Genomic DNA, 16,938 nt, shown 5'->3' on the forward strand with positions numbered 1-16,938 from the left:
AACGAAAAAGCAATCCTTATGGGTTAGGAACGGGTTGCGGCGAGCACCTGCGCAGCCTTTTCACGCGCCCACGCATCGATGTCGCGAAGCTGCTCAAACGAATCGACCACCTGCATATCGTGGGCGTCCATGCAGGATTCCACAATGCGATCGATATCGGTAAAGCTGCAGCCATCGTGCAGGAAGGCATCGACGGCGACCTCGTTGGCGGCATTGAGCACGCACGGCATGGTGCCACCCGTCTTGCCGGCACGCTCGGCCAGTGCCAGACAGCGGAAGGTATCCATGTCGGCAGCATCAAACGTGAGCTGCCCCAGCTCGCGGAAATCGATACGAGGCGCCGGGGTATCCCAACGCTCGGGATACGAGAACGCGAACTGGATGGGAATACGCATGTCGGATGCACCGAGATGCGCCATCACGGAGCCGTCGGCGAACTCGACCATAGAGTGAATCTTGGACTGACGCTGCACGACCACGTTAATGAAATCGAGGTCGCAGCTAAACAGATGCATGGCTTCAATGCGCTCCAGGCCCTTGTTCATGAGGGTGGCGGAGTCAATGGTGATCTTGGCACCCATGGCCCACGTGGGATGCGCGAGGGCATCGGCACGCGTCACGCGATCGAGCTCGTCGCGCGTGCGGCCAAAGAACGGACCGCCCGAGCAGGTGAGCCAAATGCAGTGGGCCTCGCGCGGGTTCTCCCCCAGATAGCACTGGTAGATGGCGGAATGCTCAGAGTCGACCGGAATAAGCTGGCCCGGTTGTGCCAACGGCATAAGCAAGTCGCCACCGACGACGAGGGACTCCTTGTTGGCAAGGGCAAGGCGCTTATTCGAGGTCAAGGCCGCATGGCTCGCCTCGAGACCGGCTGCGCCCACAATAGCGACAAGCACGCAGTCGACATCGTCGCGATGCGCGAGCTCGCAAACCGCCTGCGCGCCAACGCCGAGCTTCGTTCCCTCGGGCAACTCCTGCAGCACGGCGTCATCGCCATGATCGACATCGGCCACGGCAACCGCCGGAACCGAGAACTCGCGGGCAGCGGCAACGAGCTCGGAGGTACTGGAGTTAACGGACAGCGCCGTCACCTGCAGGCGATCGGCATGCTGGCGGCACACATCGAGCGCCTGGGTGCCGATAGAGCCCGTACAACCCAGGATGGCAACGCGGAGGCGTCCATCGGGGCCATACGTCGTCTGGAAGGACATTACAGCACGCCTCCGATCATCAGCAACAGCTGCGCGGTGATGCAGCCGAAGATAAGCGAATCGCTACGATCGAGCATTCCGCCGTGGCCCGGGATAAGGTTGCCGGAATCTTTGACGCCCACACCGCGCTTGATGCGCGACTCGATAAGGTCGCCGATAACGCCCAGAATGGACACGACCACGCCGCACAGCAGCGCATAGGGCAGGCTGAGCTTGTAGAAGTGCGTCGCCCACAGGATGAGCCAAATCAAAACCGAGCCCAAGATGCCGCCGGCAAACCCCTCCCAGCTCTTTTTGGGAGAGATCTTGGGAACCATCTTGTGCTTGCCGATACGGCTGCCCACGATGTAGGCAAACGAATCGGAGACCCAAAGGGACGCGCAAACGCCCACTGAAAGCAGGGCGCCGGCAAAACCGGGCACGGCATCGCGCAGCAGCACGATAGCCGACAGCATAAAGCCAGTGTAGATGGGACCCATGAGCGTCACGGCCACATCAGAGATGCGGGTACGCGGCGACCAGACATACCAAATGCCCACAGCGAGCATCAAGGCAAAAAGCAGGGCATTCAGCAACATCGAATCGCCCAACGCCGACAGCGGAAAGACTACGGCGGCAGCGATACCCATGCGCTCGTTAGCCATCTTGCCATCGAGCCTTGTCATACGGAAAAACTCATAGCAGCACAGACCGCTCATGACGGAAACAAAGATGGCCGTGGGCACGATACCCAAAACCAGGCACAGGATAAAGACAACGGCGTAGACGATACCGGCGGCGGCACGGGTAATAAAGCCCGCCAGCCACGAACCGGTGCCGCTCTTCGCTGCAGGCGCTCCCGCGGTGGCAGCTTTGCGCGCAGGCGTCTTGGGAGCAGATGCCTTGGGACGATCGGACACGATTAAGCCTCCTCGGTCTTGCTCAGTCCACCAAACCTACGGTCACGGCCCTGATAGGCCAAAATGGCGTCGACAAGGCCCCAACGATCAAAGTCGGGCCAATAGGTATCGGTGACGTAGAATTCGGAATAAGCCACCTGCCACAACAGATAGTTCGAAAGGCGCAGCTCACCTGAGGTGCGAATCACAAGCTCAGGATCGGGAAGGCCGGCGGTATAGAGGTGGGAAGCCACCATGTCGTCATCAATTGCGGCAGGATCGATCTTACCGGCGGCAGCGTCGAGTGCAATCTGACGGACAGCGCGGGTGATCTCGGCACGGGCACCGTAGTTAACGGCCAGCGCCAGCGTCATACCGGTGTGATCGGCGCACTCGGCAAGACCGCGCTCAAAAACGTCGCGAGTCTTCTTGGGCAGCGCGGAAATGTCACCCAAAAAGACTACGCGCACATTTTCGCGCTTCAGAAGCGGCAGCTCGTCGATAAACGTCTTGGCAAACAGGTGCATCAAGACGTTGACTTCGTGCTGCGGTCGATTCCAGTTTTCGGTCGAAAATGCATAGGCCGAAAGCACGTCGACGCCCAGGCGCACGCAGGCGGTAATGATCTCGCGCAGCGAGACGATACCCGCCTTGTGGCCCTCGGTGCGTGCAAGACCGCGCGACGTGGCCCAACGACCGTTGCCGTCCATGATGCACGAGATATGGTGCGGAATGTTATTGAGGTCAAGGTCGGAAAAACCGACGCCCGCAGGGGCGTCGGCAAAGTACTCGACCAGTTTATGCTCGTCGTATTGCACCTTAGATCTCCATGACCTCGGCTTCTTTTTCCTTCAGAAGCTCCTCGACCTTGGCGACATACTCATCGGTATGCTTCTGGACCTTGGCCTGCTCGCGACGGACATCGTCCTCGGTGAGCTCCTCATCGCGCTCGAGCTTGTTGTTGAAGTCGCGACGGATGTTACGGATAGACACCTTGGCCTGCTCGGCGTACTCGCGGCACTCCTTGACGAGTTCGCGACGGCGCTCCTCAGTGGGGGCCGGGAACGGAAGACGAACGACGGTGCCATCGGAGTTGGGGGTAATGCCCAGATCGGAAGCGCCGATGGCCTTGACGATAGCGTTGATGAGCGCCTTGTCCCACGGCTCGATGAGCAGCATGTGAGCCTCGGGGGTCTTGACGGCGGCAACCTGCGTGACCGGCGTGGGAACACCGTAATAATCAACGGTGATGTCGGACAGAATGTTGGCGTTGGCGCGACCGGTACGGACCTTGGAGAAGTTATGCTTGAGGGACTCGAGCGACTTGTCCATATGGGCGGTGATGTTCTCTGCCATGCTTAATCCTCCTGATAGACGAGCGTGCCGACGGGCTCACCCGCGAGCGCGCGCTTGACGGTGTCCTCGCCATCGATGTTGAGGACCAAAATAGGCATACGGTTATCCTGGCACAGGGCCGTAGCTGTGGAATCCATAACCTGCAGACCGCGGACGAGAACCTCGTGATAGGTAATCTTGTCAAAACGGACGGCATCGGCGCACTTGACGGGATCCTTGTCGTAGATGCCGTCAACCTTGGTGGCTTTAATCAGAATCTCGGCGCCGATCTCGCACGCACGAAGAGCCGCGGCGGTGTCGGTCGTAAAGTACGGATTGCCCGAACCGGCAGCGAAGATGACGACGTTGCCCTTGGACAGATGGTTGATAGCGCGGCGACGAATATAGGGCTCGCAGATCTCGTTCATCTGGATAGCGCTCATCACGCGGCAAGGAACATCGTTGTGCTCGAAGGCATCCTGCAGGGCGAGCGCGTTCATAACGGTTGCCAGCATCCCCATGTAGTCGGCCTGAGCACGCTCCATGCCACCGGCAGCGCCTGCCATGCCGCGGAAAATATTGCCGCCGCCGACAACGACGCCGACCTCATGGCCAACGGCGAGCAGCTCCTTGACCTGCTTGGCAAGATGATCGGTAACCTTGGGGTCGATGCCATATTGGCCGTCGCCCATCAGTGCTTCGCCGGAAAGCTTAAGAAGCACGCGTTTATATCGGATGTCGGACAAAGCGATCCTCCTTTAATTAGACTCTCAATATGATATCAAAGGCTCTGATAAGAGCCATGAAAAAGCAGGCTGTGAGTAAAACCCACAGCCTGCTCATTACCAGCTACAAGAGCTTATTTACTCGCCACGGACCAGACGGTCAAAGGCAACGACGGTAATGGTGTCGCCGAGCTCCTTGGAGACCTGCTCAGCGTACTTCTTGATGGTGAGGGAGCTGTCCTTGATGAACTCCTGCTCGGTGAGCACGGACTGCTTGTAGAACTTCTCCAGACGGCCAACAGCCATCTTCTCCTGGATAGCCTCGGGCTTGCCGGACTCGGCAGCCTGGGCCATGTAGATCTGCTTCTCGTGCTCGACGGTCTCGGCCGGAACCTGATCGCGGGTAGCGCAGATCGGGGCGACGGCGGCAACCTGAAGGGCAACGTCGTGAGCGAAGGTCTTGAAGGACTCAGCCTGAGCGGTCTCGGCCTTCTCGAAGGCGAACTCGACGAGGACGCCGATCTTACCACCCATGTGGATGTAAGAAGCGAGCGCGCCGTTCTCGGCCTTGCGGGCAGCGAAGCGGGAGATCTTCATGTTCTCGCCCATGATGTGAATCATCTCGGTGAGCTCGGAGGAAACGGTCTCCTCGCCCATCGGCTTCTCGAGCAGAGCGTCGACGTCAGCAGGCTCGGTGGTAGCGACAACCTCAGCGACCTTAGAAGCAAAGCCGGTGAACTTGGCGTTGGAGCCAACGAAGTCGGTCTCGCAGGAGAGCTCGAGCAGAGCGCCGGTCTTGCCATCCTCGGAGACGAACGCGGCTACAGCGCCCTCGTTGGTCTCGCGGCCAGCCTTCTTGGCAGCCTTGGCGAGGCCGTTCTTGCGCAGAACGTCGACAGCGGCGTCCATGTCGCCGTCAGCCTCGACGAGAGCCTTCTTGCACTCCATCATCGGGGAGTCGGTCATCTCGCGGAGCTGCTTGACCATAGCGGCGGTAATCTGGGCCATTGTGGTTCCTTTCAAAGAGATGAAAAAGAATTAACTAAGACTGATTTACTCGGCCTTGGGCTCAGCGGCCATCTCGGCCTCGGAGACCTGCTCCTTGCCGGAGCCAGCGAGGCAGGCGTCAGCCATGAGCTCGCACATAAGGGTGACAGCAGAGATAGCGTCATCGTTGCAGGGGATGCCGTACTCGACCTCGTCGGGATCGGAGTTGGTGTCGATCAGAGCGACGACGGGGATGTTCAGGCGCTGAGCCTCCTTGATGGCGTTCTCCTCGCGCTTAGTGTCGATGACGAAGAGAGCCTGGGGCAGACCCTTCATGTCGCGGGCGCCACCGAGGTTGGTCTGGAGCTTGGTGAGCTCCTTGCCGAGCACAGCCTGCTCCTTCTTGGGGAGCACTGCCATGCGGCCGTCCTCGACCATGGCCTCGAGCTCCTCCATGCGGTTGATGCGGGAGCGGATGGTGACGAAGTTGGTCAGCATACCGCCGAGCCAACGCTGGTTGATGTAGGGCATATTAGCGCGCTCAGCAGCGTTCTTGACGGCCTCCTGAGCCTGCTTCTTGGTGCCGACGAACAGCACGTTGCCACCCTTGGCGACGTTCTTGACGAAGGTGTAGGCCTGGTCGGCGTCGAGGATGGTCTGCTTGAGGTCGAGGATGTAGATGCCGTTGCGCTCACCGAAGATGAACGGCTTCATCTTGGGGTTCCAGCGACGGGTCTGGTGACCGAAGTGGCAGCCGGCCTCGAGCAGGGTGCGGATATTAATCTTGGTAGCCATGTTAAACCTCCTGTGGTTTGCCTCCGCGCGGGGTCATCCTCCAAAACCAACCCGGACATGTGCTACCAAAGCCCGGGCACCACGGTATGAAGTAGCCGCGCGTGCGTGATAAAAACATGTTGCCGTGAAGCAACCCGATGAATGATAGCAGGAATGCATCTTCGTGCCAACCCGCAATCAAAACCACACACCTGAGTGCGGCGCGGGACGTCCCAGCCACTATTCGCCTCGGGGATGGGCTTGAGCCACGGCACGTTTGAGCCGATCGGGCGTGAGGTGCGTGTAGATCTGCGTCGTGGACAGGCTCGCATGACCCAGCAGCTCTTGAACCGAGCGCAGGTCCGCACCGCCCTCGAGCAAGTCGGTCGCAAAGGTATGGCGCATCGCATGCGGGGCGATGTCGGCCGGAATGCCGGCGAGTGTCGCCAGAGTATGGAACCGCCGCCTGAGCATGGCGGCACTCATGCGATTACCGCGCGCCGATATAAGCAGCGGATGCGGCCCGGTAGTGGGGTCACGGCGCTTTGCCTGAGCGAGCAACTCCGGCCGCCCCTCCTCAATATAGAGACGCGTCGCCTCGAGCGCGCGACGATACAGAGGGACGATACGTTCTTTGCTCCCCTTGCCCCACAGGCGCAGCGTGCGTTCGGACCACACAATGGACTCCACATTGAGTGCTGCGAGCTCAGAGATACGGGCGCCCGAGGCATAGAGCAGCTCGAGCATCGCCGCATCGCGCAGTCCCGCGGGTGTTGAGGTATCAGGCGTCTTGAGCAGCGCCTCCACCTGTTGGGTCGTCAGCACACCGGGTAGATCGCGCGGGAGCTTGGGCGAGGAAATTGCCGAGACCACATCGCCCTCCACGACCCCCTCGGCAGCCATCCACCGATAGAGCGAGCGAATGGCAGACAGGTGTGCCGCAAGCGTTCGGGGAGCCACCTGCTCACGCGAAAGTTCGGCAAGATAGCGACGAATGGTGCGCACGTCGGCAGCGAAAGCATCTATATCCTCACGCTCGCACCAGGCAGCAAAACGCTCCAGCCTCGAGCCATAGGCCGTCACCGTGTTGGGAGAAAGTCCCTCGACACGTGAGATATAGGCGATAAACGAGTCGACGGTGTCGTACAGGTCAAAGGCTATGACCGGTCGCCTCCAAACAAATCGGGGCGAGTGGCCAGATAGGCATCAAGGGCCTCGAGCGCACGGTCCGCATAGGCCTGGTAGCGGTCGCGCTTGCTGCGGCGCTTACCATCCTCGAGTGGCGGCACCAGGCCAAAGTTGACATGCATAGGCTGATAGCCCACGGTGGCAGGATCGGTCGCATAGCCCACGAGCGCACCCAGGGCGCCCACACGCGGCAGCTCGACGCCCGCGGCACCGATAGCCTCGGCATAGGTGTTGAGCGCCGCGAGCAGACCCGTCGCCACGGCTTCCATGTACCCCTCGGTGCCGGTGATCTGACCGGCCAGGCGCACGCCGGTGCCGGGCACGGCAAAGGTGCCATCGAGCACGTGCGGGGCGTCGACAAAGGTATTACGGTGCATGACACCGTAGCGGAAGAACTCAGCGTTCTCCAGGCCCGGCACCATATGGAAGACGCGCTTCTGCTCGCCAAAGGTCAAGTTGGTCTGGAAGCCCACCAGGTTATAGGCGGTCTTCTCCTTATTCTCGGCACGCAGCTGAATCGCCGCCCAGGGACGACGACCGGTTCGCGGATCGGTGAGGCCGACAGGCTTCATGGCGCCAAAGCGAATGGCGTCCTTGCCGGTGCGCGCAACTTCCTCGGCAGGCTGGCAGGCCTGGAACAGATCGCCGCCCTCAAAGTCCTTGAGCACCACGCGGTCGGCCGTGGTAAGCGCCTCGATAAAGCCCTCGTACTCCTCCTTATTGAGCGGAGCGTTGAGATAGTCGCCGCTCCCCTGCTCCTCGTAGCGCGACTGCGAGAACAGCACGTCCATATCGAGCGTGGAGGCATCGACGATCGGCGCCGCGGCATCGAAGAACGCAAGGGCGTCGCCACCGACGAGCTTCATGACCTCTTCGCTCAGCGCCGGCGAGCACAAGGGGCCGGCGGCAATGACCACGTGACCTTCGGGAATCTGCGTGACCTCGCCGTGAATGATCTCGATATTGGGACGGGCGGCAACCTCGGCCTCGACAAACTCGGAAAACTTGACGCGGTCGACCGCCAAGGCGCCACCGGCGGGAACAGCCGCGCGATGGGCGCAATCGAGCAGGACTGAACCCATGCGCTCAAGCTCGGCCTTCAGCAATCCAGCCGCGGAATCCGGACGGGTCGACTTAAACGAATTGGAACAGACGAGCTCTGCCAGGTGATCGGTATGGTGGGCCGGGGAGCTAACCTGGGGGCGCATCTCGCACAGCCTTACGGCGAACCCGCGATCTGCCAGCTGAATCGCGCACTCCGAACCCGCCAGACCGCCACCGATAACCGTCACCTGATCAAACAGCATCTGCAAACACCTTTCTAATTGACATGTTTTCCATTGTGACCGAAGGGTGTCTGAGCGTGAAGGGCAAACTTGGAGGGCGCATACCTTCCATCCATCATGCGCTCGATAAGACCATCGAGCTCAAGCGAACCCAGGAGTTTGAGTACGCCGACGGCATCGAGCGAGACGAGCGCCGCGATGTCGTCGACCTTGAGCGGAGAGGCTATGAGCGCATGCATCACGGTCTGCTGTGTTTGATCCAGGTCGGCAATGCCGGGAGCATCGGGGCGCGAGTAGCGCAGGGTGCCGTAGATGCGTGAAATAGCCATCTCGATAGATTCCTCGTCGATGATGCAGCAGGCACCGTTCGCAATGAGGTAATTCGTGCCACGCGACTCGGGCGATAGGATCGACCCTGGCACGGCAAGAAGTTCTCGCCCCAAATCCATAGCAGCCTCGGCTGTAGAAAACGTCCCGGAAGGCATACCCGCCTCGGATACAAAGAGGGCTTGCGACAGGGCCGCGATTACGCGATTGCGGCGCGGAAAGGCAAACTTGCGCGGACCCATGCCCCACGGAGAGATCGACACGACCGCGCTACCCGTATCGAGCGTGCGCGTAATAAGCCCCGCGCTCGAACGCGGGTAGACCACGTCGGCGCCCGTCCCCAGCACCACGACGTGTTTGCCGCCGGCATTGACCGCAGCCCAACCCGAGGCCTGGTCACAACCGACCGCGCCGCCCGAAACTACCGTCACGCCCGCCTCGACCGCAACCTTTGCCGCAAGCTCTGCCACGGCAAGACCATACGGAGAGGCCTTGCGCGCGCCGATGATGGAGAGCGCGGGCGTCGAAAGCACCTCGGGGTTGCCGCGCACATAGAGTGTCTGGGGTACATCAGAAAGCTCCAAAACGGTCTCGGGATACAACGCGTCACCTGGATGCAGCTCGAAGGTCCCCTCGGCCATCATTGGTCCCTCCTTCCCTGGTACATCGCCGCCTCGAGCACGTGGTCCTGCGTCACTTGCTCGCTCTCGGCGACGTCGGCGATGGTACGCGCGATACGCACCAGGCGCACGATGCCGCGGCCCGTGAGATGCGTGCGCTTCGACAGGCCGAGCACACACTTCTCCGCCGCATCATCGAGCTCAAAGGTCGAAACGACGCCGTCAATGGACCGTGTCTCGTCATCCTCGGCCTCGGCATCAGCATCGTCCATACGGGATTCGCGCCAAGCGCGAAAAGCGCGACCGCGCACAACGTAGTCACGTAACTCAGCTGACGACATACCCTCCGCGCCCTCGATAATCACCTGAGGGTCGGGACGGGTCACATCGATCATCATGTCGATACGGTCGGCCAAAGGACCGCGCAGTTTAGACCGATAGCGCTCGACCATCGCCGCCGAGCAGCGACACGGTACCTCACGATCGCCCAAAAAGCCGCAGGGGCAGGGATTGCTCGCAGCCAGCAGCTGAAAGCGCGACGGGAAGGTAAAAGCCCCGTCGACGCGTACGATCCTGACGTAGCCGCGTTCGATGGGCTGACGCAGCGTCTGCAGCACACCCGTGGGAAACTCAGCAAGCTCGTCCAAAAAGAGCACGCCGCCATGAGCAAGGCTGATCTCACCCGGGTGCACCGGGCGCCCACCGCCGATAAGACCTGCGGTCGAAATACTGTGATGGGGACTGCGGAAGGGCCGGTGCCCTGCCAACAAGCCATCAATGTTCTCACCCAAAACCGAATGGATGCACAGCGCCTCCTGTTGATCCTCAACGGAAAGCTCGGGCAGGATGCCGGTCATACGACGCGCGAGCATCGTCTTGCCCGATCCCGGGGACCCGATCATGAGCAAGCCGAGTTCTCCTGCCGCCGCAAGCGCCATGCCGCGCTTGGCGACCTCCTGCCCCAGTACGTCGGCATAGTCGAGCTCGGGCTCAAAGGTCGCCTCGAGCACTTCAGAATCCAAGTAGTGCCGCGCGGCATCGCCCATGCCATGGGCAAGCTGAGACAAATGATCGATGAATCCACAATCCACGCCCGCAAGCGGCACATGCTGATCGGACCTGCCGGCGATAAAGGACAGCCCCATATCACGCGCCAATAGCTGAAACGCCACCTCGCCCTTGACAGGAAGCACCGTACCGTCCAAGCCAAGCTCACCAGCGATAAGACAACGATCGAGGTTGTCGCGGGGAATCTGACCATCGGCCGCCAATACCGCGATGGCGATGGGCAGATCAAAGCCGCTACCGGTCTTGCGAATATCGCCAGGCGCCAGATTGACCGTAATGCCCGAGCGCGGGATCTCGAACCCGGCGGAGCGCATCGCGCAGCGAATACGACCGCGTGACTCCATCACCTCCATGCTCGGAATGCCGAGCATCTGGATGCCCGGAACGCCACCGGCAAGCGAGACCTCGACCGTGACGTGAATCGCCTCGACGCCGCGGATGCAGGCCGCGTGAACGGCAAACGTCTCGAACGCCATCACGACACCTGCCAATCGAACGCGTTGTACTGATGCTCGATCTCAGCGATATGCCCGCCACGAATGGTGACACCCACGGCATCGAAGCGAATCGCCTTGAGCGGATAATGCTCCATGAGATAGCAACTTGCGATGCGGCGGTAGCGGCGTTGCTTTTGAGCGTCCACGGCCTCCTCGGGAAAGACCCGCGTGCTGCAATCCAGTGCAACGCGTCTGGTCTTGACCTCGGCCATCACCACGACATCGTCGAGCTCATCGAGCAGCACCAGATCGGCCTCGCCCTCGGTGCAACGATAACCCTGCTCCAGCAAGGTGTAGCCGCGCTCGTTAAAGTAGTCGATGGTGATCAGCTCGCCCAGCATGCCCAGCTCGCGGGGACTGAGTCCCTTGATAAACTCGGGCGTCATCGCCCCGCAGTCGAGCTCGCCGTTTTCCCAACGCTCCTTGAGCTGCTGCGTCTTGCTCTTTTTGCTTGCGGCACTCATGGGGTCTCCTTTCCCGCACGCTGCATTGCCCCGATGATGAGGGCACCTTTCATGCGGGTAAGTACCGGAAGCAAACCAAAAGCTGACCAAATGCCGTCAAAAAACGGGCCGTACGCAGCAATGGTGTTGCATACGGCCCGCTACCAGCAGGTTTATAAAACCCCTGAGGTCCCTGTCTCCACAATTGACCTAGAAAAGGCGCTCAGTCTGCAGAAAGTTTCCGCAAAAGCTCACGCGGTGCAGTGGACAAAGTCCATGTTTGCGAATGGCCTCGATGTGCTCGGGGCTTGCGTAGCCTTTCGATTCGGCCAAATGGTACTCGGGATACTCGGCATCGTACTCGACCATCATCTCATCACGCGTGACCTTGGCCATGATGGACGCCGCGGCGATACAGGCGATCTTGGCATCGCCCTTCACCACGTCGCGCTCGTTGGGAACGGCGCCCAAGGGGTTACCGTCCATAAGCACGCAATCGGGCTCGAGCCCCGTATCGGCCACGGCGCCCGCGACAGCGGCTCGAATGGCGCGGGCCATGCCCATCTCATCGATATCCTTAGGCGCGATATGGCAAAAACCAATTGCCGTCGCCACCTCGGCAATCTTCACTGAGAGCAACTCGCGGCGCGCGGGCGTGAGCTTTTTGGAATCGTTGATGCCCCAGACGCGCGGCTCCATAGGAAGGCAGACGGCGCATACCGTCAAAGGACCGGCCACCGATCCGCGACCCACCTCGTCGACACCAACGACCACCCCATCGCCGCCAAGCTCATGCATAAGCTCGTACATGTCATTGACGCGCTCGCGCTCGGCAAGTTCCTTGGCATGGCGCTTAAGAGCACGCTCGCAAGCCTTGATCACCTGCTGGCGCGGGTCCTCGCGATAATGCTCCACGAGGGCGGGGATCTCCTCAAACGTAGCGCTCGCCAACTCACCGGCAACCTGCGATGCCGAAACCGAGCTCGTCATATTGGCCATACCAGGCCCTCCTTGCATGCAAATCAGATAAAAAGAAGGGCCACCCGAAGGTGACCCTTGTGTCCAAACGAGTGGACAGACGCTGCGATCTTCTTAGCGCTTCTCGGGGATGCGAGCAGCCTTGCCCACCTTGTCGCGGAGGTAGTACAGCTTGGCGCGACGGACGCGACCATGACGAACGACCTCGAGCTTGGCGATCTTGGGGCTGTGAAGCGGGAAGGTACGCTCAACACCGACACCGAAGGACATCTTGCGGACGGTGAAGGTCTCGCGGGCACCGGCGCCGGCCATGCGGATGACGTCGCCCTGGAAGACCTGGATGCGCTCGCGGTCGCCTTCCTTAATGCGGTAGTGAACCTTGACGTTGTCGGCGACGCGAACCTGAGGAATGTCCTCGCGGATCTGCTGACGCTCGATTGCGCGGATGTAATCCATGTGCAATTCCTTACTCTTCTAGAGGTGCCGTACCACCTTGGCCGGCACGTAGTTGAACAAACGCATTCGAGTATACACGCGCGGGTTTCTGCTGCAAGAACATTTTTTCACGCAGACAAAAAGACAAAACCCGCACATGATAACCGCCCGTCTCACGAATGAGACGGGCGGCATGAAGGGGGCTGCGCTAGGCGTCTAAACCCAAAACGTTAGGCGGAACGCTTGGCCTCGAGCTTGGCCTGAGCGGCAGCCAGGCGCGCGAGGGGCACGCGATAGGGCGAGCAGGACACGTAGTCCACGTCGGCCACGTTAAACAGGCCCTTGATGGACTTGGGGTCGCCGCCGTGCTCGCCGCACACGCCAAAGTGCATGTCGGGATTGGTGGCGCGGCCCTTCTCGACGGCCAAGCGCACGAGCTCCAGCACTGCCGCGTCGATGGTCTCGAAGGGGTTGTCTTTCAGGATCTTTTTATGCATGTACAGCGGGATGAACTTGGCCTCGGCGTCATCGCGCGAGAAGCCAAAGGTCGTCTGGGTGAGGTCGTTGGTGCCAAAGCAGAAGAAGTCGGCATGATGGGCGATCTCGTCAGCGACCATGCAGGCACGCGGCAGCTCGAGCATCGTGCCCACGGGAATATTGAGCTCGACGCCTTCCTCGGCGGAAACCTCGGCGATCACGCGCTCGATAACCTCGCGGGTCTGGACATGCTCGGCCGTGATGGAAACGAGCGGAACCATGATCTCGGGGCGCGGGTCGACACCCTCCTTGATAAGGCGGGCAGCGGCCGTGGCGACGGCGCGAACCTGCATGAGCGGCAGATCGCCAAAGACGACGGACAGGCGCACGCCGCGCAAGCCCAGCATGGGGTTGGACTCGACCATGCCGTCAATGCGACGCAGGCGGGCGCGCAGGACAGTGAGCTCCTCCTCGGGAGCGCCGGCGGCCTCCTTCTTGGTGATGGCGACCTCGAACTCGCGAGGATTATCCAGGAACTCATGAAGCGGCGGATCGAGCAGGCGGACGACCACATCGCGACCGGACATGGTCTTGAACATCGCCAGGAAGTCCTCGGTCTGAACCTTGAGCAAGTCGGCCAGGGCCTGCTGCTTCACGGCCTCATCGTCAGACAGGATAAAGCTCTGGATGATGTTCTTGCGATCGCCCAGGAACATGTGCTCGGTGCGGCACAGACCGATGGCCTCGGCGCCAAACTCGAGCGCGAGCTCGGCATCCTCGGGGTTGTCGGCGTTGACGCGCACGTGGTTGGCGTGACCGTCGGTCTCGTCCAAACGGATCTCATCGGCCCAAGACAGGATGGTGTCCAGGTCGCCGGTGAGCTCTGCAGAGACCAGGTCGACCGCGCCGTCGACGACGATACCCTGGGTGCCGTCGATGGAGATGACATCGCCCTCGCGCAGCACGCGGTCGCTGCCCTCGATGCGCACGACCTTCTCTGCCGCGTCAATGTGGAAGCGCTCAACGCCGCAAACGCAGGGCGTACCCATGCCGCGGGCGATAACGGCGGCATGGCTCGTCTTGCCACCGTGGCTGGTCAGGATGCCCTCGGCGGCGACCATGCCCTTCAGGTCGTCGGGGTTGGTCTCCCAGCGGACCAGAATGACCTTGTGGCCCTCGGCGGAACGCACGACGGCGTCATCACTCGAGAACACGACCTCGCCCACGGCGGCACCAGGGCTGGCGTTAAGGCCGCTGGCCAGGGCCTCGTACTTCTTGGAGGCGTCGAACTGCGGGTGCAGGAGCTGGTCGAGCTGCGCGGGATCGATGCGGCTCACAGCCTCCTCGCGGGTGATGAGGCCCTCCTCGACCATTTCGATAGCAATGCGCAGGGCGGCAGTGGCGGTGCGCTTGCCCACGCGGGTCTGGAGCATCCAGAGCTTGCCCTGCTCGATGGTAAACTCGATATCGCACATATCGCGGTAATGATCCTCGAGCGTCAGGAACACGCGCTCGAGCTCCTCGCCTGCGGACTCGAGGCCCGAGGTGGTCTTGAGGTCGGCGATGGGCTCGGTGTTTCGGATGCCGGCGACGACGTCCTCGCCCTGGGCATTCACCAAAAAGTCGCCATAGAACTCCTTGGTTCCGTCGGCCGGGTTGCGCGTAAAGGCGACGCCGGTCGCCGAGGTCTCGCCCTTGTTGCCAAAGGCCATGGCCTGGACGTTGACGGCGGTGCCGAGCTCATCGGAAATGCCATGCTGCTTGCGGTAGATGCAGGCGCGCTCGTTCATCCAGCTGCCAAAGACGGCCTGGATGGCAAGGCGCAGCTGAAGCTCCGGGTCGTGCGGGAAGACGGGCTTGCCGTCAGCGACCTCGAGCTCGGGATACAGGGCAGCCTCGACGTTGTCGGAGAAGATGCCCTTGAAGGTCTCGACGAGTTCCTGCAGGTCCTCGGCCGAAAGCTCGGAATCGACGCGAACGCCGGCGACCAGGCGGGCCTGGGTCAGGGCATTCTCGAACAAGTCGGCATCGACACCCATGACGACGTTGGAGAACATCTGGATAAAGCGACGATAGCTGTCCCAGGCAAAGCGCGGGTTTTGCGTCTGGGCGATAAGGCCCTGAACGGAGTCGTCGTTGAGGCCCAGGTTGAGAACCGTGTCCATCATGCCGGGCATGGAGAACGGAGCGCCCGAGCGAACCGACACGAGCAGCGGATCGGAGGCGTCGCCGAGCTTCTTGCCGCAACGGGCCTCGAGGTCCGCCTCGGCGGCAACGATCTCATCGAGTGCGCCTTCGGGCCAGACGTTGCCGGCACCGGAGTACTCGACACAGGTCTGGCAGGTAATGGTAAAGCCACCGGGAACCGGCAGACCGATGCGGCTCATCTCGGCAAGGTTTGCGCCTTTGCCGCCAAGCACGAAGTTCATGGATTTGTCGCCCTCAGTGACACAGGTGCCCTGGGCGTCGGTTCCAAAACGGTAAACCCTCTTGCAATCGCTCACGATACTTCCCCTTCCATGCGCTTACGCGCACGACCGTGGTAACGAATCGACCCGCCGGATGCGGGCCGTGAGGGAACTATACGGCGGGTTTTGGACAGGCTTGAGCAGAGGGTGCGCGGTTTGGTAAACGTGCTAAAACCGGCGGTAAACGGTAGGTAAAGGTGGTTACCTTATGAAGATACCACTACAAGGAAAGTGCAGGTCGGATGCGATGTTTTTGCTAAATCGCTTTACCATTTATCAGCATTATTTCCAAGTATTCTCTTTGGTTAGCTAAAAGAGCCCCGTCCCAAATTAGCTACCCAAACAACCTTGTCCCAAGTGAGCTACTTTTGTTGAGCGCGGCGGACGGCACGGCGGGCTCTTGCCTCTTGAATCTCTTCAAGGTGAGCAATGATCTCGGCAGCGCTTTCCTCGATGGCTTTGCCGTCGGTACGCACAACAAAGCAGCCTAAGCGCTTCATGAGAGCACGAGCTTCCTCAAGCTCGCCGCGCACGCTCTCGGGCTCGGCATAGGAGCCGGCAACGGCACGGGCGTAGTCATCGCCCAAGCGGCTATCGCGAATTTCGGAAATCACATCGACGGTCGAAATCAGGCCGAACAGGTGCATCGGGTCAACCTCGTAAATCGACTTGGGCGGCTCCATGCCATGCGCCAGTGGGACATTGGCGACCTTGTAGCCCTGATAGGCTAAATACATCGACAGCGGCGTCTTGGATGTACGCGACACACCCAGCAGCACGATATCGGCACCCGACAGATCGTCGCAACCACGACCGTCATCGTGCTCAACGAAATACTCCATGGCCTCGATACGATGGAAATAGCGGTCATCGGTCTTGTGAATCACGCCCGCAACGCACTTGGGCGGCACACCGATGAGCGACGACAGCACGGCAAGCGTCGGTCCGATCAGGTCGACCGATCGAATGTGCAGCATACCCAAGTAGTCGAGCACGCGAGCACGAAGCGCCGGGTCGACGATGGTATGGAACACGGCGATATCGCGATGGTCGGCATCGACGCGCGAGCCCACAAACGATTTGACCTGCTCCACCGAGGTCACCTTAGGCAGACGTAAAACACGAAAAGCCCCTTCATCAAATTGCCCGGACGCCGCAAGCACCACCTCACAAGCGGTATCACCGAGCGAGTCGGAGATAACGATAACGGTGGAACGAGCGGTGACCGGGCAATCCATGCG

The 16,938-nt window shown here is 60.9% G+C and carries 16 protein-coding genes; all 16 read right to left on the reverse strand.

Annotation, left to right across the window (positions count from 1 at the left end; translation table 11 throughout):
- Positions 1 to 23 precede the first annotated feature (23 nt).
- On the reverse strand, positions 24 to 1,211 hold the full coding sequence (gene dxr, locus DWX63_RS02350) for a 1-deoxy-D-xylulose-5-phosphate reductoisomerase (protein ID WP_117842698.1): 1,188 nt from the start codon (positions 1,209 to 1,211) through the stop codon (positions 24 to 26).
- Positions 1,211 to 2,110: a phosphatidate cytidylyltransferase gene (locus DWX63_RS02355; RefSeq protein WP_233514440.1), complete on the reverse strand. Its 900-nt coding sequence runs from the start codon at positions 2,108 to 2,110 to the stop codon at positions 1,211 to 1,213. The genes dxr and DWX63_RS02355 overlap by 1 nt, the downstream gene beginning before the upstream one ends.
- Positions 2,111 to 2,112: 2 nt before the next feature.
- Positions 2,113 to 2,907 (reverse strand): isoprenyl transferase, encoded by a 795-nt coding sequence (locus DWX63_RS02360; protein ID WP_117735162.1) that lies wholly within the window; start codon positions 2,905 to 2,907, stop codon positions 2,113 to 2,115.
- A gap of 1 nt (position 2,908) precedes the next feature.
- Positions 2,909 to 3,445 (reverse strand): ribosome recycling factor, encoded by a 537-nt coding sequence (frr, locus tag DWX63_RS02365; protein ID WP_006236112.1) that lies wholly within the window; start codon positions 3,443 to 3,445, stop codon positions 2,909 to 2,911.
- A gap of 2 nt (positions 3,446 to 3,447) precedes the next feature.
- Positions 3,448 to 4,170 (reverse strand): UMP kinase, encoded by a 723-nt coding sequence (pyrH, locus tag DWX63_RS02370; protein WP_040359955.1) that lies wholly within the window; start codon positions 4,168 to 4,170, stop codon positions 3,448 to 3,450.
- Between the two features lie 117 nt (positions 4,171 to 4,287).
- Complete coding sequence (gene tsf / locus DWX63_RS02375; protein WP_022094736.1) at positions 4,288 to 5,157, reverse strand: translation elongation factor Ts; 870 nt, start codon at positions 5,155 to 5,157, stop codon at positions 4,288 to 4,290.
- A 45-nt stretch (positions 5,158 to 5,202) separates the two neighbouring features.
- Positions 5,203 to 5,931, reverse strand: coding sequence for a 30S ribosomal protein S2 (rpsB, locus tag DWX63_RS02380; RefSeq protein WP_006236109.1), 729 nt, complete (start codon positions 5,929 to 5,931; stop codon positions 5,203 to 5,205).
- Between the two features lie 219 nt (positions 5,932 to 6,150).
- Positions 6,151 to 7,071: a tyrosine recombinase gene (locus tag DWX63_RS02385; protein WP_117766655.1), complete on the reverse strand. Its 921-nt coding sequence runs from the start codon at positions 7,069 to 7,071 to the stop codon at positions 6,151 to 6,153.
- Positions 7,068 to 8,405 carry a methylenetetrahydrofolate--tRNA-(uracil(54)-C(5))-methyltransferase (FADH(2)-oxidizing) TrmFO gene (gene trmFO, locus DWX63_RS02390; protein ID WP_117842699.1) on the reverse strand — a complete coding sequence of 446 codons (1,338 nt, stop codon included), beginning with the start codon at positions 8,403 to 8,405 and terminating at the stop codon, positions 7,068 to 7,070. Before trmFO ends, DWX63_RS02385 begins: the two co-directional genes overlap by 4 nt.
- 14 nt (positions 8,406 to 8,419) lie before the next feature.
- The gene (locus DWX63_RS02395) at positions 8,420 to 9,352 is read right to left on the reverse strand and encodes a DNA-processing protein DprA (RefSeq protein WP_117842748.1); all 933 of its coding nucleotides are present in this window, start codon (positions 9,350 to 9,352) and stop codon (positions 8,420 to 8,422) included.
- Entirely contained in the window at positions 9,352 to 10,875 is a 1,524-nt protein-coding gene (locus tag DWX63_RS02400; protein ID WP_117766659.1) for a YifB family Mg chelatase-like AAA ATPase, read from the reverse strand. Before DWX63_RS02400 ends, DWX63_RS02395 begins: the two co-directional genes overlap by 1 nt.
- Positions 10,875 to 11,360 (reverse strand): YraN family protein, encoded by a 486-nt coding sequence (locus DWX63_RS02405; protein ID WP_035138570.1) that lies wholly within the window; start codon positions 11,358 to 11,360, stop codon positions 10,875 to 10,877. Before DWX63_RS02405 ends, DWX63_RS02400 begins: the two co-directional genes overlap by 1 nt.
- Before the next feature lie 189 nt (positions 11,361 to 11,549).
- On the reverse strand, positions 11,550 to 12,338 hold the full coding sequence (locus tag DWX63_RS02410) for a ribonuclease HII (protein WP_117639929.1): 789 nt from the start codon (positions 12,336 to 12,338) through the stop codon (positions 11,550 to 11,552).
- A gap of 93 nt (positions 12,339 to 12,431) precedes the next feature.
- Entirely contained in the window at positions 12,432 to 12,773 is a 342-nt protein-coding gene (rplS, locus tag DWX63_RS02415) for a 50S ribosomal protein L19 (RefSeq protein WP_006236098.1), read from the reverse strand.
- 209 nt (positions 12,774 to 12,982) lie between these two features.
- The gene (gene ppdK / locus DWX63_RS02420; RefSeq protein WP_117842700.1) at positions 12,983 to 15,733 is read right to left on the reverse strand and encodes a pyruvate, phosphate dikinase; all 2,751 of its coding nucleotides are present in this window, start codon (positions 15,731 to 15,733) and stop codon (positions 12,983 to 12,985) included.
- A 326-nt stretch (positions 15,734 to 16,059) separates the two neighbouring features.
- Positions 16,060 to 16,935: a pyruvate, water dikinase regulatory protein gene (locus DWX63_RS02425; RefSeq protein ID WP_117842701.1), complete on the reverse strand. Its 876-nt coding sequence runs from the start codon at positions 16,933 to 16,935 to the stop codon at positions 16,060 to 16,062.
- Positions 16,936 to 16,938: the final 3 nt, after the last annotated feature.

It is taken from the genome of Collinsella sp. AF20-14LB (assembly GCF_003459505.1).
In the GTDB taxonomy this organism is placed as follows: Bacteria; Actinomycetota; Coriobacteriia; order Coriobacteriales; family Coriobacteriaceae; genus Collinsella.